Origin of the sequence: Pseudomonas nitroreducens, from assembly GCF_010994165.1 — a bacterium.
Lineage (GTDB): Bacteria > Pseudomonadota > Gammaproteobacteria > Pseudomonadales > Pseudomonadaceae > Pseudomonas > Pseudomonas nitroreducens.
The window spans coordinates 147960-165678 of record NZ_WMBX01000007.1; the positions used below are offsets into that span (position 1 = coordinate 147960).

The 17719-nt window shown below is 64.3% G+C and carries 13 protein-coding genes and 1 pseudogene; 6 read left to right on the forward strand and 8 right to left on the reverse strand.

The genetic code is table 11. The annotated features are described in order from the left end of the window. Positions 1–301 precede the first annotated feature (301 nt). The 4 genes and pseudogenes from GJV37_RS26675 to GJV37_RS26685 all read left to right on the forward strand — a co-directional run bounded on the left by GJV37_RS26675 (position 302) and on the right by GJV37_RS26685 (position 7016). Complete coding sequence (locus GJV37_RS26675) at positions 302–1189, forward strand: hypothetical protein (RefSeq protein WP_037010947.1); 888 nt, start codon at positions 302–304, stop codon at positions 1187–1189. A gap of 528 nt (positions 1190–1717) precedes the next feature. Beyond that, positions 1718–1834: pseudogene (locus GJV37_RS29915) on the forward strand (ESPR domain-containing protein); the annotation flags it as partial. Between the two features lie 3 nt (positions 1835–1837). Then, positions 1838–5914, forward strand: a complete 4077-nt coding sequence (locus GJV37_RS26680) for a YadA-like family protein (protein ID WP_246228448.1) — start codon at positions 1838–1840, stop codon at positions 5912–5914. 220 nt (positions 5915–6134) lie between these two features. Beyond that, the gene (locus tag GJV37_RS26685) at positions 6135–7016 is read left to right on the forward strand and encodes a helix-turn-helix domain-containing protein (protein ID WP_170859449.1); all 882 of its coding nucleotides are present in this window, start codon (positions 6135–6137) and stop codon (positions 7014–7016) included. A 124-nt stretch (positions 7017–7140) separates the two neighbouring features. Here GJV37_RS26685 and GJV37_RS26690 read toward each other — a convergent pair whose 3' ends face one another. From GJV37_RS26690 to GJV37_RS26705, 4 genes are all read right to left on the reverse strand, one after another. Further along, entirely contained in the window at positions 7141–8436 is a 1296-nt protein-coding gene (locus GJV37_RS26690; RefSeq protein ID WP_170859450.1) for an NAD(P)/FAD-dependent oxidoreductase, read from the reverse strand. A gap of 14 nt (positions 8437–8450) precedes the next feature. Then, positions 8451–9536 (reverse strand): polyamine ABC transporter substrate-binding protein, encoded by a 1086-nt coding sequence (locus GJV37_RS26695; protein ID WP_024767285.1) that lies wholly within the window; start codon positions 9534–9536, stop codon positions 8451–8453. A gap of 41 nt (positions 9537–9577) precedes the next feature. Then, positions 9578–10936, reverse strand: a complete 1359-nt coding sequence (locus tag GJV37_RS26700; RefSeq protein ID WP_084359672.1) for a glutamine synthetase family protein — start codon at positions 10934–10936, stop codon at positions 9578–9580. Positions 10937–11141: 205 nt separating this feature from the next. Next, the gene (locus GJV37_RS26705; RefSeq protein WP_170859451.1) at positions 11142–12236 is read right to left on the reverse strand and encodes a polyamine ABC transporter substrate-binding protein; all 1095 of its coding nucleotides are present in this window, start codon (positions 12234–12236) and stop codon (positions 11142–11144) included. A gap of 221 nt (positions 12237–12457) precedes the next feature. Here GJV37_RS26705 and GJV37_RS26710 point away from each other — a divergent pair, with 221 nt between their 5' ends. Beyond that, positions 12458–13231: an AraC family transcriptional regulator gene (locus tag GJV37_RS26710; RefSeq protein WP_084359674.1), complete on the forward strand. Its 774-nt coding sequence runs from the start codon at positions 12458–12460 to the stop codon at positions 13229–13231. A gap of 23 nt (positions 13232–13254) precedes the next feature. On the opposite strand, the gene GJV37_RS26715 is transcribed toward GJV37_RS26710, so the two are convergent. From GJV37_RS26715 to GJV37_RS26730, 4 genes are all read right to left on the reverse strand, one after another. Further along, positions 13255–14541: an NAD(P)/FAD-dependent oxidoreductase gene (locus GJV37_RS26715; protein ID WP_170859452.1), complete on the reverse strand. Its 1287-nt coding sequence runs from the start codon at positions 14539–14541 to the stop codon at positions 13255–13257. Then, entirely contained in the window at positions 14538–15281 is a 744-nt protein-coding gene (locus tag GJV37_RS26720) for an amino acid ABC transporter ATP-binding protein (RefSeq protein ID WP_024767240.1), read from the reverse strand. Before GJV37_RS26720 ends, GJV37_RS26715 begins: the two co-directional genes overlap by 4 nt. After that, on the reverse strand, positions 15278–15934 hold the full coding sequence (locus tag GJV37_RS26725) for an amino acid ABC transporter permease (RefSeq protein WP_038803618.1): 657 nt from the start codon (positions 15932–15934) through the stop codon (positions 15278–15280). Before GJV37_RS26725 ends, GJV37_RS26720 begins: the two co-directional genes overlap by 4 nt. Positions 15935–16006: 72 nt before the next feature. Beyond that, complete coding sequence (locus GJV37_RS26730; protein WP_169887154.1) at positions 16007–16765, reverse strand: ABC transporter substrate-binding protein; 759 nt, start codon at positions 16763–16765, stop codon at positions 16007–16009. Positions 16766–16942: 177 nt separating this feature from the next. Between GJV37_RS26730 and GJV37_RS26735 the strand changes: the two genes are divergently transcribed. Beyond that, positions 16943–17719 carry an IclR family transcriptional regulator gene (locus tag GJV37_RS26735; RefSeq protein WP_037010593.1) on the forward strand — a complete coding sequence of 259 codons (777 nt, stop codon included), beginning with the start codon at positions 16943–16945 and terminating at the stop codon, positions 17717–17719.

Here is a 17719-nt window from a genome sequence, read left to right on the forward strand (position 1 = left end):
ATCACTTCACCTTGAGGCGAGTGTCTGGGGTGTCACGATTGTGCTCACAGTTCCGGGGTGGGAGTTCGCAGGGGGATGAATTTTCGAGAGCAGGTTCTCGTAGGTTTTTAATTGATCAACCAAAGCGCCCGAGACTTATTCGTAGGAAATACTTCGATGGATTTCTATTCTTAATAGGAAATATCCTACATGAGTTGTGGGATTTTATGACCGAGAACGAGTGGGTAAATTCCTAGTATCACCAGGTCATTCTCTGAAGACTTTCAATATCGGAGAGCCACTCTTTCTAACTGGTGCTGCTATGAACTCAAAATCCCTCGTTTTCTCGGCGGTATTGCTCACTCTGGCTGGCTGCGGCCCGCATGAAGGCTCCGGGGCTGGGCCGTCCGCCCATTCGGTCAGCATGCCCGCACTGCCGGTCATTCAGGAGGCGGTGCGCTCCCTGTATCCCACCTTCAATGGCCGAAGCGTTCCCGCCCTTGTCCATCAATTGTGCTCCTTGGCCAATGGTGGCGTTACCGCGGAGCAGAACAGTGCCCAGTTGCGAAAGCTGGGGATCGACCCGACTTCGGTGCCGCATCAGGGGAATGACGCTCTGGCTCTACTGGTCAACGGCAATACGGCTGCTCAGGCTGCGGCCTGTGCCGCCTATCATGCGGTTTCCGCACTGACCCCTGTTGCCCCCGAGGACTTCATGCGGCCCCATGAGACGACGCCACAGGCTGCTCGGAGCGTCGCTGATGCCAGGAAAGTTGCAGGTGAGGAGACAAGGAAAAGTGAAGTGAAGGCGGATTCAGCCGTCACACTCGATAGCGTCGCACTGGGCAGGCTGATGGATTTGCGGATTGCGCAAAGCCGCGCCAATGCGGACGTCTTTGCACTCATCGCTGGGCGTCTGGCTGCCACGCCGGGCCTGACCGAGAGTGATTACCGGAGCAGTGCTGCCAAACTGTTCGCGGAGCTGGCACCGCGCTATCTGAACGATCTGAAACAGCATATTCCGCCCGCGAGTACCCGGTATCGCCTGGATCGCCTGACTAGCGATCAGTTCTCCTTCAGCTCCGACACCGGCCTGCGTTACGACGTGTCAAAAAGGGAGGGGGTGGTGTTGAAACGCTACGGCCAGCTCTGGCTCGGCCGGGGAGTGATACTTGGCAAGAACTATTATCTTTCGACGACGTTACCCTGATTGATACCAGCCGCTCTTCCCCGTGCAGTGGCCCCGTCGCGCGGGGGAGCAGCTCTTATCGCCAGGACTGTCCTACCCTGTGGGACAGTCCTGGCGTTTTCCTTTCTGTTTTCTGTGCGCGCTCGAGCCTTCGCCGACGACGCGCCTGGGCTGGTTCAGGCTGCCGCTTTTTTACCCGCGAGAGGGGGCACTTCCGCACGCCGGGTAGTAGATGCAGGCAGTACTTTATCTGACTCGGCTACGAAGCGGCAGCCAGTAGGTTCCAACTCCAGTCTGTAGGAGAAATCATCATGATGAGATATCTCCTATTTCTGTAAGTGACGATTCAAACGAGTCGGCCAGATTTATGTTCTGGTCGTTTATTGCGTATTCCGTGCTTCATGCGGAAATGGTCTTAGGAATCATCCTACCTAAGTAATGGGATTATCTGAGTTCATAGGAATTTGCCTCTCCATAACATGCGCTCATCCCGTCTCTTTTCGATTTTTAAACGAGACGATTCCTACGTTTGGCATGAGGGAAATTCTTATGAATCGCGTATATCGCAGTATCTGGTGTGAAAAAACAGGGACCTATGTCGCGGCTGCGGAGACGGCCAAAAGTCGGACCAAGCCAGGGCGCATCGGTGGTCTGATCGCTGCTGCCCTCATGAGCGTATTCGGCTTCCTGCCCGAGGCGTTTGCGGGAGCGTCGTTCTCCGACACGGGGGCAGCGGTCAACGGCAACAACGGTTCTCGGGCTGCCGGTTCGAGTGGTGGCTGGGGGGCGCAAGCCAACTACCAGGGCCTGGCGATGACGCCTGACGGCGACTGCCAGGACCTCACCGCTACCTACACGACCGGTCCTGGGGCGCTGGGCAACATGAGCAGTCTGTTCAGCAGCCTGGCTCCGCAATACTCAACCACAGTCGATTATGGCTCGCAGGCCAACAAAGGCACGGGATACGTCAACTGGGGCTCGAGCCAGTTCATCGGCGGCACCGGCAACATTGGCAACAACGCCGGCGGTACCGCGGTCAATAACGGATCGACCCTGGCATACGGGTACAACTCCACGGCTATCGGTTGTGCCGTCCGCGCCTATGGCTTCGGCTCCACCGCAATGGGCTTTGGCTCCATGGCGCAGGATTCCGGCGGCATCGCCATGGGCATCTACTCCTCGTCCAAGGGCAACGGCTCGATCGCCATGGGTACCCTGGCTAACGCGGTGGCCGACCATGCGATTGCGCTGGGCTATGGCACCAATGCCTCGGGCGTGGATAGCCTGGCGCTGGGTACTTCCGCCAGCGCAACAGCCGCCAGCAGCCTGGCACTGGGTACTTCCGCCGTCGCCACGGCGGGCAACTCGGTTGCCTTGGGTGCCAACTCCAGCACCACTGCGAATCTTGCCGCTGCCGGTTACAACCCGGGAATCGCCACCTTGTCGGGTGTGGCTTCCGCCACCAACGGCGAAGTGTCCATCGGCGCATCCACCCAGGAGCGCCGCTTGACCAACCTGGCAGCTGGCTCGCAGGCAACCGACGCAGTCAACGTCAGCCAATTGCAGTCGGAAGACGCCAAGGTGGAGAACCTCGCCGCGACAGCCGCATCGGCTCTGAGCACTACCGTGGGCACCAACGGTGCGATCACTGCGCCGAGTTACCTGCTGGCCAAGACCAATACCATTGGCGGAACCAGTGGCGCCGCGACCAATGTGGGAGCGGGCTTTGACAAGGTGGATGGTGCTCTGGGCAAACTGGATGGTCGTGTGACCCAGAACGCCACGGATAGTGCTGCCAATGCTGTATCGATCGCCGGGCTGGATACCCGCGTCACGCAAAATACCGCCGATATCTCTAGCAATGCGACTTCGATCGCCAGCCTGGGCGGCCGCATGACCACGGCAGAAGGCAATATCACCAGCCTCGACGGTCGCATGAACAACGTCGAGGGCGACATCACCAGCATCACCACCAACCTCAGCAGCGGCACCATCGGCATGGTCCAGCAGTCCGCCGCCGGTGAAAATCTCACCGTGGGCAAGGACAGCGATGGCGCCGCCGTCGACTTCCTCGGCTCCGCCGGTGCGCGCAAGCTGATCAACGTGGCCAACGGTACCGTGGCCGCCGATAGCCAGGAAGCCGTGAATGGTGGCCAGCTGTTCAGCACCAACCAGGACGTGGCGCAGAATACTGCGGACATCGCTGGCAATACTGCAGCGATCACCGGCCTGGACGGCCGTGTCACCCAGAACAGCTCCGACATCGCGAGCAACGCCGCTTCGATCACCAGTCTCGATGGCCGCATGGGCAGCGTGGAAGGCGACATCACCAGCATCACCACTAACCTGAACAGCGGCACCATCGGCATGGTCCAGCAGTCCGCTGCCGGTGAAAACCTGACCGTGGGCAAGGACAGCGATGGCGCCGCCGTCGACTTCCTCGGCATTGCCGGTGCGCGCAAGCTGATCAACGTGGCCGATGGCACCGTGGCCGCCGACAGCCAGGAAGCGGTGAATGGCGGCCAGCTGTTCAGCACCAACCAGGACGTGGCGCAGAATACTGCTGACATCGCTGGCAATACTGCAGCGATCACCGGCATCGACAGCCGCGTGACCAACGTCGAAGGCAGCGTGACGAACCTCGACGGCCGCATGAACAACGTCGAGGGCGACATCACCAGCATCACCACCAACCTCAGCAGCGGCACCATCGGCATGGTCCAGCAGTCCGCCGCCGGTGAAAATCTCACCGTGGGCAAGGATAGCGATGGCGCCGCCGTCGACTTCCTCGGCACCGCCGGTGCGCGCAAGCTGATCAACGTGGCCAACGGCACCGTGGCCGCCGACAGCCAGGAGGCCGTGAATGGTGGCCAGCTGTTCAGCACCAACCAGGACGTGGCGCAGAATACTGCGGACATCGCTGGCAATACTGCAGCGATCACCGGCCTGGACGGCCGTGTCACCCAGAACAGCTCCGACATCGCGAGCAACGCCGCTTCGATCACCAGTCTCGATGGCCGCATGGGCAGCGTGGAAGGCGACATCACCAGCATCACCACCAACCTGAACAGCGGCACCATCGGCATGGTCCAGCAGTCCGCTGCCGGTGAAAACCTGACCGTGGGCAAGGACAGCGATGGCGCCGCCGTCGACTTCCTCGGCACCGCCGGTGCGCGCAAGCTGATCAACGTGGCCGACGGCACCGTGGCCGCCGACAGCCAGGAGGCCGTGAATGGTGGCCAGCTGTTCAACACCAATCAGCGGGTCGAGCAGAACGCTACGGATATCGCCGGCCACACGGCCTCGATCGGTGACCTGAATACCCGTACCACCCAGAACACCGCTGATATCGCCGGCAACACGGTGGCGATCAGCGGCCTGGATGGCCGTGTCACCCAGAACACCACGGATATCAGTGGCATCAACACCACCCTCGCCAGCATGAGCGGCACGCTGTCCGATGCCCTGGTCTACGACTCGGCGGCGCACGACAAGGTGACTCTCGGGAGTACCGGCAAGAGCGTCCAGTTGACCAACGTCAAGGCCGGCCAGTTGTCCGAAGACAGCACCGATGCGGTCAACGGTGCGCAGCTGTTCGATACCAACAACAAGGTCGCCGTGATCGACGGTCGCGTCACCGGCCTGGAAAGCAGCGTCAACAACATCGTCAGCGGCGGTGGCATCAAGTACTTCCACACCTCGTCGAGTCTGGCTGATTCGGTGGCCAGCGGCGCCAATGCGATCGCCGTCGGCGGCAATGCCAAGGCCAGCGGCGACGGTTCGGTCGCGCTGGGTGAGGGCGCCGAAGCTTCGGCCAAGGGCAGCGTGGCGCTGGGGCAGGGGGCGAGCGACGGCGGTCGCGGTGCGCCGGCCGAGGCCTACGTCGGGCAGTATTCGGGAGCGAGCAACGACAAGGTCGTGGGCACGGTATCCGTCGGTAATGCTGCAACTGGCGAGACCCGCACCATCAGTAACGTGGCTGATGCCCAGGAAGCCGGCGACGCCGTCAACCTGCGTCAGCTGGATGGGGCAGTGGCTGCATCGAAGTCCTACACCGATAGCCGGGTCGAAGGGATCGCCGGGAGCGTCGCCAATGTCGATGAGAGTATCGCCAAGGTCGACAACCGGGTTACTCAGGTCGAAGACAGCGTCAGCAGTATGGGCGCGGTGAACAATACCGCGAAGCTGCAGAAGCCGACCGCCACCGGTACCAACGCTGTCGCTGTCGCCCCGGGGGCGGAGGCCTCGGGTGCCAGCAGCACGGCGGTGGGCTCCAACGCCAAGGCCAAAGGCAGGAACTCGGTGGCCGTCGGCGCCAACTCGGTAGCCGAGCGCGACAACAGTGTCGCCGTCGGTAGCGCCGGTAACGAGCGCCAGATCACCCACGTGGCGGCAGGCGTGGAGCGTACCGACGCCGTCAACGTCGGCCAGGTGGAGGATGCGCTGGGCAGCCTTGCGGGGCAGACCAACTCGCAGTTCAACAGCCTGCGCAATGATCTGAAGGAGCAGGACGACCGCCTGAGTGCCGGCATCGCCGGTGCCATCGCCATCGCCAGCCTGCCGCAACCGATGAGCAATGGCGGTAGCACCACCGCCGCCGGTATTGGCAACTTCAATGGCCAGTCGGCCGTGTCGGTGGGCGTATCGCACGTCTCCAACGACGGCAAGTGGACGACCAAGGTCGGCGGTAGCGTCGATACCCAGAGCAACTTCTCCCTCGGTGCGGGGGTGGGTTACAACTGGTAAATCGGCGGATCCTTCCCGCTGGAAACTCGGCGGGAGGGATCCTTGCAGGAAGCTCGAAAGAATGACGGGGCGCTCAGGCGCCTCGTTTTCTTGTCTGTTTTCACAGGGCTCCGGCTCTGCGGCAATACGCTGCCCCGACCATTGACAGCTGAACCCGTCTTGCACGCGGTATACGCCGGTTGGTAGCCTTCCCCATCTGAAAAAACCAGCAGGGCTGGGTATGGCGATCCGGGTTGTCGAAGCACAAGAAGTAGATCAGCAGCGAATAGCCATTCCTGGTTGGGAACAGCAGTACACGCAGATGTCCGCCGGGCGCTTCGCCGGGCGCATCCTGCATGCCGAGGTCGAGGGGATCGAGCTCTACGAGGAGCAGATGAACCTGCGCGTGGAGCAGGAATTCCATGCCCCGCCCGGTGCGCTGGTGTTCAGCTTCGACATGTCCGACAACGCGCTCTACCTGCTCGACGGGGAAACCCGCAACGCCTGGGTCACCCCGGAGAACTACCGCGAGGTGGCGGTGGTGATCAAGGAGTCCGCGCATTGGGGCCAGCCGGCGGATGCCTTCGCCGACCTGGTGCTGACGCCGCTGCGCTCGGGCCACTGCCAGTCGGTGGCAACCTCGCTGAGCAACCTCCTGACCGGCGCGACGACGGGCGATGACCCGATGGATGCACCGGGCGTGGCGCAGAGCATCGTGTCCAACTGTTTCTCGCTGCTGTGCGAGGCGCCCCTGGATGGCGAGCGTCGCGCGCGCTCCATCGTCCAGGCCAAGCGCGTGGTGCAGCGGGTCAAGGAAGTGGTGAACGACTGCCCCGACGAGCAGTTCGGCATGGCCGACCTCGCCGCCAAGGCGGGCGTCTCGCCACGCACGCTGCAGCAGTCGTTCCTGCATTACGCCGGTATCCCGCCCATCGTCTGGCTGCGCAACCGCCGCCTGAACGCCGCGCGCCGCGACCTGCTGGCTGCCGCCGAATCCGGCATGAGCGTGGCCGAGGTGGCGATGAAATGGTCGTTCTGGCACCTGGGGCGGTTTTCCCAGTCCTATTTCGCGCTGTTCGGCGAGTATCCGAAGACGACGGCCAAACTGGGCGGCCGAGCCTGATCCCATTGCCTGCAACGCAGCGGTAGCTGAGCCATCGCGGACGGTGGCCCCACGGCCGAGACGTGCAGAGATCACAGAAAAAGCCCCCGAATCGGGGGCTTTTCGTTTACAGCAGCGCGATTGATCAGCCGATCAGCTCGCGCACCCGATACCACGCCATGCCCAACGCCAGCAGGGGCGAACGCAGCAGCTTGCCGCCGGGGAAGGTCAGGTGGGGGACGGCGCTGAACAGGTCCAACCCCTTGCTCTCGCCCTGGTGGATGGCTTCGGCGAGCAGTTTGGCCGACCAGTGCGTGACGTTCAGTCCGTGGCCGGAATAGCCCTGGGCGAAGTACACATTGGGATGGGCCTTGAGCCGCCCGACCTGCGGGAAACGATTGGCGGTGATGCCGATCATGCCGCCCCACTGGTAGTCGAGCTTCACCTGTTGCAGCTGGGGGAACACCTTGAGCACCTTCGGCCGCATGTAGGCGCCGATGTCCGCCGGGTCGCGCCCGGAGTAGTGGCAGGCGCCACCGAACAGCAAGCGGCGGTCGGCCGTCAGGCGGTAGTAGTCCAGCCCCACCTTCTGGTCGCACAGCGCCATGTTCTGCGGGATCAACTGAGCCGCCAGTTCCTCGGACAGCGGCTCGGTGGCTACCACGTAGCTGCCGGCAGGCAGCACCTTGCCCGTCAGCTTTGGTTCCAGCTCCTCCAGGTGCGCATTGCAGCCGAGTACCAGCGTGTTCGCCAGTACGCGGCCCTGGGCGCAGTGAACGACGGCGGTTGCACCGTGCTCGATGCGCAGCACCGGGCTCTGCTCGAATATCTGCGCGCCGAAGGACTTGGCCGCCCGGGCCTCGCCCTTCACCAGGTCGAGCGGGTGCAGGTGGCCCGAGCCCATGTCGATGTGCCCGCCCGCGTAGCAGTCGCTGGCGACCACTTCGCGCATGCGTTCCGGCGGTACCAGCCGGGTTTCGTGCGGGTAATCCGAAGCGCTCAGCGATTCCTGCTCGCGGACCATGGCGGCATATTGCGCCGGGGTATTGGCCAGCTCGCAGAAGCCCCAGCGCAGGTCGCACTCGATGGCAAGCTCGCGGATGCGTTCGGCGACCAGGGCCACCGAATCGACACCTGCCTGCTCCAGATACTGCACGCCTTCCTCGCCGACGTACTTGGCGAAGCCGCTGACGTCATGGCCGATGCCACGGATCAGTTGCCCGCCATTGCGTCCACTGGCGCCCCAGCCGATGCGCCGGGCTTCCAGCAGCACCACGGAGTGGCCAAGCCGGGCCAGCTCCAGGGCTGCGTTCACGCCGGTGAAGCCGCCGCCGATCACGCAGACGTCTGCCCGCACATCCCCGGTGAGGGAAGGGTACTGCTGACGGTCGCGGGCGGTCGCGGCGTAATAGGACGCGGCGTGCTCCTCGGTGTGCTTCATGGGACTTTCTCGCATCATTGGTTGAACTTGATCTTGCTCCAGCTGCGGGTCATCAGGCGCATGATCTTGGGCGGCGGCGCCTTGGCGATGTACAGCTTGTCGAGCACGGCCTGGCTCGGGTAGACCTCGGGGTTGTTCTGCATTTCCTCGGGCAGCAGGGTCTTGGCGTCAGCGTTGGCGCTGGGGTAGCCGACGTACTCGCTGATGCCGGCGATCACCTTCGGATCGAGGATGTAGTTGATGAACGCCAGGGCCTGTTCCGGATGGGTCGCATCCGAGGGAATCGCCATCAGGTCGAACCACAGGTTCGCGCCTTCCTTGGGAATGCTGTAGGCGATCTCGATGCCGTTCTTCGCTTCCTTGGCCCGTGCGGCGGCCTGGAACACGTCGCCGGAGTAGCCGAAGGCCACGCAGATGTTGCCGTTGGCCAGGTCCGAGATGTACTTCGAGGAGTGGAAGTAGGTGACGTACGGACGCACCGCCACCAGCTTGGCCTCGGCCTTCGGGTAGTCCGCCGGGTTGGTGCTGTTGGGGTCCAGGCCCAGGTAGTTGAGCACCGAGGGGATCATCTCGTCGGGCGAGTCCATGAAGGCCACGCCGCACGTGCTGAGCTTCTTGATGTTCTCCGGCTCGAACAGCACCGACCATGAATCGATCTTGTCGACGCCCAGTACCTGCTTGACCTTGGCGACGTTGTAGCCGATGCCGTTGGTGCCCCACAGGTAGGGTACCGAATGCTTGTTGCCCGGGTCGTTCTGTTCCAGCAGCTTGAGCAGCGTCGGGTCCAGGTGCTTCCAGTTCGGCAGCTGGCTGCGGTCGAGTTCGAGGAACACGCCGGCCTGCACCTGGCGGGTCAGGAAGTGGTTGGACGGCACCACCACGTCGTAGCCCGAGCGGCCCGCCAGCAGCTTGCCTTCCAGGGTCTCGTTGGAGTCGAAGACGTCGTACACCGGCTTGATCCCGGTGGTCTTCTGGAAGCCGGCGAGGGTGTCCGGAGCGATGTAGTCGGTCCAGTTGTAGATGCTGACCGTCGGTTCAGCGTGTGCGGCCGAGGCAATGGCAGCCAGGGCGAAGGGCGCAAGGGTGCGCAGCAGTCTCATGGGGACTCCCGAATTGTTGTTGTGAAGTCGGTTGAGAAGGGTCAGACGCTCAGCAGGAGGAACTCACGCTCCCAGGAGCTGATCACCCGCTTGAAGTTCTCGTGCTCGGTGCGCTTCACCGCCACGTAGCCCTGCACGAACTTCTCGCCGAGGAATTCCTTGAGCACGGCGCAGTCTTCCATCTGCTGCAGTGCGTCCTCGATGGTGATCGGCAGGCGCAGGTTGCGGCGCTCGTAGGCGCGGCCCTGGACGGCGGCGCTGGGGTTGATCTGCTCGATCATGCCCAGGTAGCCGCAGAGCAGGCTGGCAGCCAGTGCCAGGTAGGGGTTGGCGTCGGCGCCCGGCAGGCGGTTTTCCACGCGCATGGCGGCCGGCGGAGCAGCGGGGACGCGCAGGCCCACGGTGCGGTTCTCTTCGCCCCATTCGACGTTCACCGGCGCGGAGGTGTCCGGCAGGAAGCGGCGGAAGGAGTTCACGTTCGGCGCGAACATCGGCAGCACTTTCGGGATGTACTTCTGCAGGCCGCCGATGTAGTGCAGGAACAGCTGGCTCATGGAGCCGTCTTCAGCGGCGAAGATGTTCTTGCCGGTGGCGATGTCCAGCACGCTCTGGTGAATGTGCATGGCGCTGCCGGGCTCGTCGGTGATCGGCTTGGCCATGAAGGTGGCGCTGACGTCATGCTTGAGTGCGGCCTCGCGCATGGTGCGTTTGAACACGATGATCTGGTCGGCCAGGCTCAGCGCGTCGCCGTGACGGAAGTTGATTTCCATCTGCGCCGGGCCGTCCTCGTGGATCAGCGTATCGAGGTCCAGGCCCTGCAGTTCGCACCAGTCGTAGACGTCCTCGAACAGCGGGTCGAATTCGTTGGCGGCATCGATGGAGAAGCTCTGGCGGCCGCTTTCCGGGCGGCCCGAACGGCCCACGGGGGCTTCCAGCGGGAAGTCCGGGTCGCTGCTGCGCTTGGTCAGGTAGAACTCCATCTCCGGCGCCACCACCGGGCTCCAGCCCTTGTCGGCGTAGAGCTTGAGTACGCGCTTGAGGACGTTGCGCGGGGACAGTTCGATGGGGTTGCCGACCTTGTCGAAGGTGTCGTGGATGACCATCGCGGTCGGCTCCAGCGCCCAGGGCACCAGGAAGATGGCGTCCGGGTCGGGTTTGCAGACCATGTCGATGTCCGCTTCGTCGAGCAGGTCGTAATAGACGTCGTCATCGACGAAATCGCCGGTGACCGTCTGCAGCAGAACACTTTCGGGGAGACGCATGCCCCCCTCGCCGAGGAACTTGTTGGTGGGAGAAATCTTGCCGCGGGCGATGCCGGTGAGATCGCTCACCACGCATTCGACTTCGGTGATTTTCTGTTGCTTCAGCCGTTGCTCCAGTTGCTCGGCGGGGGTGGTCATACAAGCCTCGGTTTTGATTTTGTAATGGATGCACGCACAGCATCTTGCTGCCAGGCGAGACTAGTGTCGGCTGGAGGCGGGAGTGTGTTCTATCCACTTTCCGCAAGGCTTGGGAATCGCTGCAAAAAAGCGCCTGCTTCCAATGCAGAAAGCCCCGGACGCCGTGGCGACCGGGGCTGCTGGTGCAAAAGGAGCGGTTCGGGAATCAGACCCCGGACTTGATCCGGCTCCAGTCGCGGGTGATCAGGCGCAGGATCGATGGGCTCGGCGGCAGGCTGACATACATGCCCTTGACCAGTTCGGCATTCGGGTAGACCGCCGGGTTCTCGCGGACCTTCTGGTCCATCAGCGCCTTGGCCGGCGCGTTGGCGTTGGCGTAGTGCAGGTAGTCGCTGGTCCTGGCGATCACGTCCGGGCGCATCAGGTAGTTGATGAATGCGTGGGCGCCCTCGGGGTTGCGTGCATCCTTGGGGATGGCCAGGTTGTCGAACCAGATGTTGGTGCCTTCCTTCGGCACGCTGTATTCCACCCGCACCGAACCGCCAGCTTCCTGGGCGCTCTTCTGCGCCTGCAGCACGTCGCCGGAGAAGCCGATGGCCACGCAGACGTTGCCGTTGGCGAGATCGGCGATGTACTTGGTCGAGCTGAAGTAGGTCACCGAGGGCTTGAGGCTTTCCAGCAGCCTGGTGCCCGCCTCGTAGTCCGCCGGGTTGTTGCTGTTCGGGTCCTTGCCCAGGTAGTGCAGGGCCAGCGGCAGGATCTTCGCCGGCGAGTCGAGGAAGGCCACGCCGCAGCCCTTGAGCTTGGCGAGGTTCTCCGGCTTGAACACCAGGTCCCAGGAGTCCAGCGGCGCGTCGGCGCCCAGCGCGGCCTTGACCTTGGCCGGGTTGTAGCCCACGCCGACGGTGCCCCAGAGGTAAGGCACGGCGAAGCGGTTGCCGGGGTCGGACAGGGCGACGCGGGCCAGCAGGTCGGGGTCGAGGTTCTTGCGGTTGGGCAGCAGCGCGTCGTCCAGCGGGCGGTAGACGCCGGCCTTGAGCTGGCGGGCGAGGAAGTCCGCCGAGGGCACCACCACGTCGAAGCCCGAATGCCCGGTGAGCAGCTTGGTTTCCAGCACTTCGTCGGACTCGAAGGCGTCGAGCACCACCCTGATTCCGGTTTCCTTCTGGAAGTCCTGCAGCACGGTCGGCCCGATGTAGTCGGCCCAGTTGGCGAAATGCACTTCCTGCGGCGCCGCCATCACCGGCAACGCGACACCGGCCAGCAGGCCGGCCAGACAACCCAAAGCACGCTTGTTCATCTTCACTCCTGAGGGCGCCGGCTTGCGCAGCGCCCATGCGATCGGCAGGTGGGAATCGGGCCTTGTTCTGTTGTTTTCGGCCCTGGCCGAAAACTAGGCGTGGCGCGGTTTTGCGTCGTTCTTCCGTGCACGGGCGGAATCGGCGATGCTGCTGCGGACCCGCGGCACTGTGCAGCGCGATCCTCGCGCCCTACGCTGCGGGCCTGGGCGGAGGGAAAACCATGAATGAAGAAACCGAGCGCACCCGCGAAGTGGTCACGCGCTACCACCGGTGCTGGATGAATCGCGACGTCGAAGGCGTGCTGGCGATGTTCCATCCGCAGGTGCAGTACTGCGACTTCTACAACGACCTGGAAATCCCCGCCAGCGAGCTGCCCGGCTACATCCGCACGGCGATGCCGCGCAGCCCGCAGCATCACATCGAGCATATCGACCAGATCCGTGCCGATGGCGACACCGCGTTCATCCAGTACCGCTCGCGCCTGACGCTGCGGCGCAGCAGCCGGCTGGCCTCGTTCCGCGCCAGCGAGGCGATCACCGTGCGCGATGGGCTGATCTGGCGTGTCCATGAGTACGCCACGCCCGTGCGCGAGCAGCGCGAGGAGGGCGTCAAGGACCAGCGCCGCCTCGGTCTGAACTCCGCGCAGGTGGGGAAGATGCTGCTGGATATCGAGTCCTACTTCGGCAGCGCCCATCCCTATCTCGATCCGGAGATGGACCTGGAGCGCCTGGCACGGGCCACCGGCTACACGCGCAACCAGATTTCCTATCTGCTCAACCAGGTGCTCGGGCAGAGCTTTTACCGCTACCTGAACCAGGCGCGCATCGGCCACCTGCTGGAGCGCCTGCGCGAGGAGCCGGCGGCGCGCATCGACGAACTGGCGTTCGCGGTGGGCTTCAATTCGTTGTCGGTGTTCTACCGCTGCTTCCGCGAGCACACCGGGCAGCCGCCGCGTGCGTACCTGGCGGCCATGCAGGAGGGAGGCCCGGCCTGACGCAGGCGTCAGGCCGGGCTCGGTCAGAGGACCGCGTCGAGCAGCCGGTACCAGGCGATACCGACGCCGAGATAGAGGCGCTGCAGCCCGTGGAAGGGGATCGGCCGCACCGGCGTGACCGGGAAAGGGAAGTCCTTCTCGCGGTCCAGCAGGCGCTCTGCCAGGTGGCGGCCCAGGGCGGAAGCCATGGCAATGCCGCGGCCGTTGTAGCCCAGCAGGATGCTCAGGTTCGGCGCCGGTTCGTGCAGCCGCGGCATGAAGTCCGGCGTCAGCGCCACGCGGCCACTCCACTGGTACTCGAACTCGACCTCGGCCAGCTGCGGGAACAGCCCCAGCAGCGAACGCTTCAGATGCAGCCAGTCACCGGGCGAGCGCGGCTCGGCGAATGGGCCGCGGCCACCCAGCAAGAGCCGGCCGCGAGCGTCCTGCTTGAAGTACAGCAGCAGGCGACGCGCATCCGAGCAGACCTCGCCACCCGGCAGCACGCTGCGACGCAGGTTCTCCGGCAGGGGTTTGGTGGCGACGATGAAGCTGTTGGCGGCGATCACCGTCTGCCGCAGCTTCGGCCACAGGTCGTCGGTATAACCGTTGGTAGCGAGGACAACGCGTTCGGCAGTCACGCTGTGCCCGGTCGACGTGCTGAGCTGCCAGCCGCTGCCGTGGCGGCGCAGCCCGGTCACGCGGTTGTGGCCGTGAATCGCGGCACCTTCGGCCAGCGCGGCACGGGCCAGGCCACGCACGTAGCTCAGCGGCTGCACGCTGCCGGCGCGCGGGTCGACCCAGGCGCCGAGGTAGTCGTTGCTGCCGATGCGCTGGGCGACGCTGCTCTTTTCGAGCATCTCCACCGGCACGCCGCGCTGGCGCCACTGCTCGGCGCGTTTTTCGATGGCGCGCAGGGCGGCCGGGGAGGCGGCCGGTTGAATCCAGCCCTTGCGGGTGGCTTCGCAGTCGATGTCGTAGCGGCGGATCAGCGCGAAGACTTCATCGGCAGCGCCCCCGGCAACTTCGATCAGGCGCTCGGCCTTGTCGCCGCCGAACATCCGGCGCAGGTCGTCGGGGTCATGCTTGAGGCCGGGAATCACTTGCCCGCCGTTGCGCCCGGAAGCGCCCCAGCCGGGCTCGCCGGCGTCCAGCACGCAGACGCGCACGCCATTGCGGGCCAGGTGCAGCGCCGTGACCAGGCCGGTGTAGCCGGCGCCGACGATGGCGACGTCGACCTGCTTGTCTTCAGCCAGCGCCGGTGTTGCCGGGCCGGCGTTCGCGGTGGCCGCCCAGAGCGAGGGTGGCAGCGCCAGGGGCTGGGCGTTCATGCCTGGCCTCCGTCGGTGTTGAGCAGGCGGCGGAGGAATTCCTGGGTGCGCGGCTGGCTCGGCGCGCCGAGCACGTCCTTGGCCGCGCCTTCCTCGACGATGCGCCCGCCATAGAGGAAGCACACCTTGTCCGCCACTTCTCGGGCGAAGCCCATCTCGTGGGTGACCACGACCATGGTCATGCCTTCGTCGGCGAGCTTGCGCATCACCGCCAGCACTTCACCCACCAGTTCCGGGTCCAGCGCCGAGGTCGGCTCGTCGAAGAGGATTGCCTTGGGCCGCATGGCCAGGGCGCGGGCGATGGCGACGCGCTGCTGCTGGCCGCCGGAGAGTTCGTCCGGGTAGGCATCCATGCGATGGCTCAGGCCGACTTTTTCCAGCAGCGCGCGGGCGTGCTCGCGGGCCTCGCCCGGGCGTTCCTTCTTCACGTACACCGGGCCTTCCATCACGTTCTGCAGCGCGGTGCGGTGGGGGAACAGGTTGAAGCGCTGGAAGACCATCGCCACCTGGGTGCGGATCTCGTGGATGGAGTTGGCGTGGCGGTCGACACGCTCCTGGCCCACGAGAATGTCGCCACCCTCGTAGGTCTCCAGGCCGTTGATGCAGCGCAGCAGGGTGGACTTGCCCGAGCCGGACGGGCCGATCAGGCACACCACCTGGCCGCTCTCCACGGACAGGTCGATGCCTTCGAGGACACGGGTGCTGCCGTAGCTTTTGTGCAGCGACTGGATGCGGATCATGCTTTCTTCCTCGTGGCGATGCGCGCTTCGAGGCGGCGCAGGGCGTACGACAGCGGCAGGCTCAGGGCCAGGTAGAGCAGGGCCACCAAGGTGTAGACGGTCATGTTCTCGAAGGTCGAGGAGGCGATCAGCTGGCCGGCGCGGGTCATCTCGGCCACGGTGATGGTGGACACCAGCGAGGAGTCCTTGAGCATCATCACCAGGGTGTTGCCGTAGGGCGGCAGGGCGATGCGGAAGGCCTGCGGCAGCACCACCCGGCGCATGATCATCGGGCCGCGCATGCCGAGGGATTCGGCGGCTTCGATCTGCCCCTGCTGGATGGCCTGGATGCCGGCGCGGAAGTTCTCCGCCTGGTACGCCGAATAGGCGATGCCCAGGCCGATGATGCCGGCCTGCATGGCGCTGAGCTGCACGCCGAAGTCCGGCAGCACGAAGTAGATGTAGAACAGCTGCACGATGATCGGCAGGCCGCGGATCACGTTGACCACGGAGATGCCGAATAGCGCCACGGCGCGAATCTTCGACACCATCATCAGGGCGAAGGCCAGGCCGATGAGCGAGCTGAGCAGGAACGACGCAATCGTGACCTGCACGGTGACCACCGCGCCACTCAGGAGAATGGGCAGGAAGTCCAGAGCATTCTGGAGAAACATGGGAAGTGTCCGTGAGCGTAAATCAGAGAGCGCCCGTGGCCGGGCGCAGGAGGCGCGCGAGAAGGGCGACCGTCAGTCCAGGTGCCACTTGTCGATGATGCCGGCGAGGGTGCCGTCGGCCTTGATGCTGGCGATGCCCTTGTTCACCTGGGCGAGCAGAGCCGGATCGCCCTGGCGCAGGATCAGGCAGACCTCGCCCTTGATCTGCGGCTGGTAGCTGTCCACCAGGCGCACCTTCTTCAGGCTGCCCTTGGCCATCTGGTAGGCGAGGATCGGGTGGTCGCCGAAGCCGGCCTTGATGCGCCCCAGGGCCAGGTCGCGGGTGAGGTCGGCGAGGGAGTCGTAGCCGCGCACTTCCTTGAAGATGCCGCGCTGGTTGAGCTTGTCGATGAAGATGGTGCCAACCTGGGCGCCAACGATCTCGCCCTTGAAGTCATCCATGCTGGTGTAGGCCTTGTCGTCGTCGGCGCGTACCACCAGGCCTTCGCCGTACTCGAACACCGGGTCGGAGTACTGCACCACTTTCTCCCGCTCGGGAGTGCGCAGCATGGCGGCGGAGATCAGGTCGATCTTCTTCGCGGTGAGCGAGGGGATCAGCGCGGCGAAGGTGGTCTGGGCGATTTCCACTTCGAAGCCGCCGGCCTTGGCCACGGCCTGCGCGGAGTCGACCATCATGCCCTGGATGCTGTTGGTCTTGACGTCGAGGAAGGTGAAGGGAACGCCGGTGGCGGTGGCGCCGACTTTCAGAGGTTCGGCCTGGGCGGCCAGGGATGCGGCGCAGCTGGCGACGAGCGCGAGGGCGCAGGAAAACACGCGGAAGCGAGGATGCATGGATGAACTCCCATTTGACGCGGTTTGTTGTCTTTATGCGTTATGGATAGCCTCGAGTATCGGCAGGAGGCATTGGTCGCAATATAAATGATTTACAAAAATCGTAAAGAGATTTATAAATATCGCATATCGATATTGGCAGTCTAATAAGAACCTGATCCTTCGCAAGGACGAGACATGAGCGACAACGAAAACAGCCTGTTCAACCAGTCGCTGGAAAAGGGCCTGGCCGTGCTGCGTGCCTTCAACGCGCGCAGCCGCACCATGAACCTGGCGGAAGTGGCGGAGGCCGCCGACATTACCAAGAGCTCCGCGCAGCGGATGATCCATACGCTCGAAGCGCTGGGGTATGTCTGCAAGCACCCCCAGACCAAGCGCTTCCAGCTGACCCCGCAGGTGATGGAGATCGGCTACAACTACCTCGCCGCCGACACCCTGGTGGACGTCGCCAACCCCTTCCTCGCGGAGCTGGCACAGACCACCGGCGAAACCACCAACCTCACCGAGCCGGTGCGCACCGACATGCTCTACGTGGCGCGCTTCGTGGGGCCGAAATTCATCCCGATCCACCTGCCCATCGGCAGCCGCATCCCCATGTACTGCACCGCTTCGGGCCGCGCATTCCTCAGTGCGCTGAGCGACGACGAGGTGCTGGAGCTGCTGCGGGACAGCGACCTGTCCAGCCACACCCAGTACACCCGCACTTCGCTGGAGGAAATCCTCGCCGAGATCGCCGAGATTCGCCGCAAGGGTTATGCGATCAACAGCGAGGAACTGTTCCTGGGAGACATGGCGGTGGCTGCGCCGGTACGCAACAGTCAGGGCCGCCCGGTGGCCTCGGTACACGTGGTGGCGCCCACCAGCCGCTGGAGTCGCGAGGATGCCGAGCGCCGCCTGGCGCCGGCGGCCATTGAGTGCGCCAGGGCGATCAGTACGTCGATCAGGACGCTGTAA

What these genes read in the sequence shown, in the direction of transcription:
- GJV37_RS26675 (WP_037010947.1), top strand. Translation starts at nt 302, where the DNA reads ATGAACTCAAAATCCCTCGTTTTCTCGGCGGTATTGCTCACTCTGGCT.
- GJV37_RS26680 (WP_246228448.1), top strand. Translation starts at nt 1,838, where the DNA reads ATGAGCGTATTCGGCTTCCTGCCCGAGGCGTTTGCGGGAGCGTCGTTC.
- GJV37_RS26685 (WP_170859449.1), top strand. Translation starts at nt 6,135, where the DNA reads ATGGCGATCCGGGTTGTCGAAGCACAAGAAGTAGATCAGCAGCGAATA.
- GJV37_RS26690 (WP_170859450.1), bottom strand. Translation starts at nt 8,436, where the DNA reads ATGAAGCACACCGAGGAGCACGCCGCGTCCTATTACGCCGCGACCGCC.
- GJV37_RS26695 (WP_024767285.1), bottom strand. Translation starts at nt 9,536, where the DNA reads ATGAGACTGCTGCGCACCCTTGCGCCCTTCGCCCTGGCTGCCATTGCC.
- GJV37_RS26700 (WP_084359672.1), bottom strand. Translation starts at nt 10,936, where the DNA reads ATGACCACCCCCGCCGAGCAACTGGAGCAACGGCTGAAGCAACAGAAA.
- GJV37_RS26705 (WP_170859451.1), bottom strand. Translation starts at nt 12,236, where the DNA reads ATGAACAAGCGTGCTTTGGGTTGTCTGGCCGGCCTGCTGGCCGGTGTC.
- GJV37_RS26710 (WP_084359674.1), top strand. Translation starts at nt 12,458, where the DNA reads ATGAATGAAGAAACCGAGCGCACCCGCGAAGTGGTCACGCGCTACCAC.
- GJV37_RS26715 (WP_170859452.1), bottom strand. Translation starts at nt 14,541, where the DNA reads ATGAACGCCCAGCCCCTGGCGCTGCCACCCTCGCTCTGGGCGGCCACC.
- GJV37_RS26720 (WP_024767240.1), bottom strand. Translation starts at nt 15,281, where the DNA reads ATGATCCGCATCCAGTCGCTGCACAAAAGCTACGGCAGCACCCGTGTC.
- GJV37_RS26725 (WP_038803618.1), bottom strand. Translation starts at nt 15,934, where the DNA reads ATGTTTCTCCAGAATGCTCTGGACTTCCTGCCCATTCTCCTGAGTGGC.
- GJV37_RS26730 (WP_169887154.1), bottom strand. Translation starts at nt 16,765, where the DNA reads ATGCATCCTCGCTTCCGCGTGTTTTCCTGCGCCCTCGCGCTCGTCGCC.
- GJV37_RS26735 (WP_037010593.1), top strand. Translation starts at nt 16,943, where the DNA reads ATGAGCGACAACGAAAACAGCCTGTTCAACCAGTCGCTGGAAAAGGGC.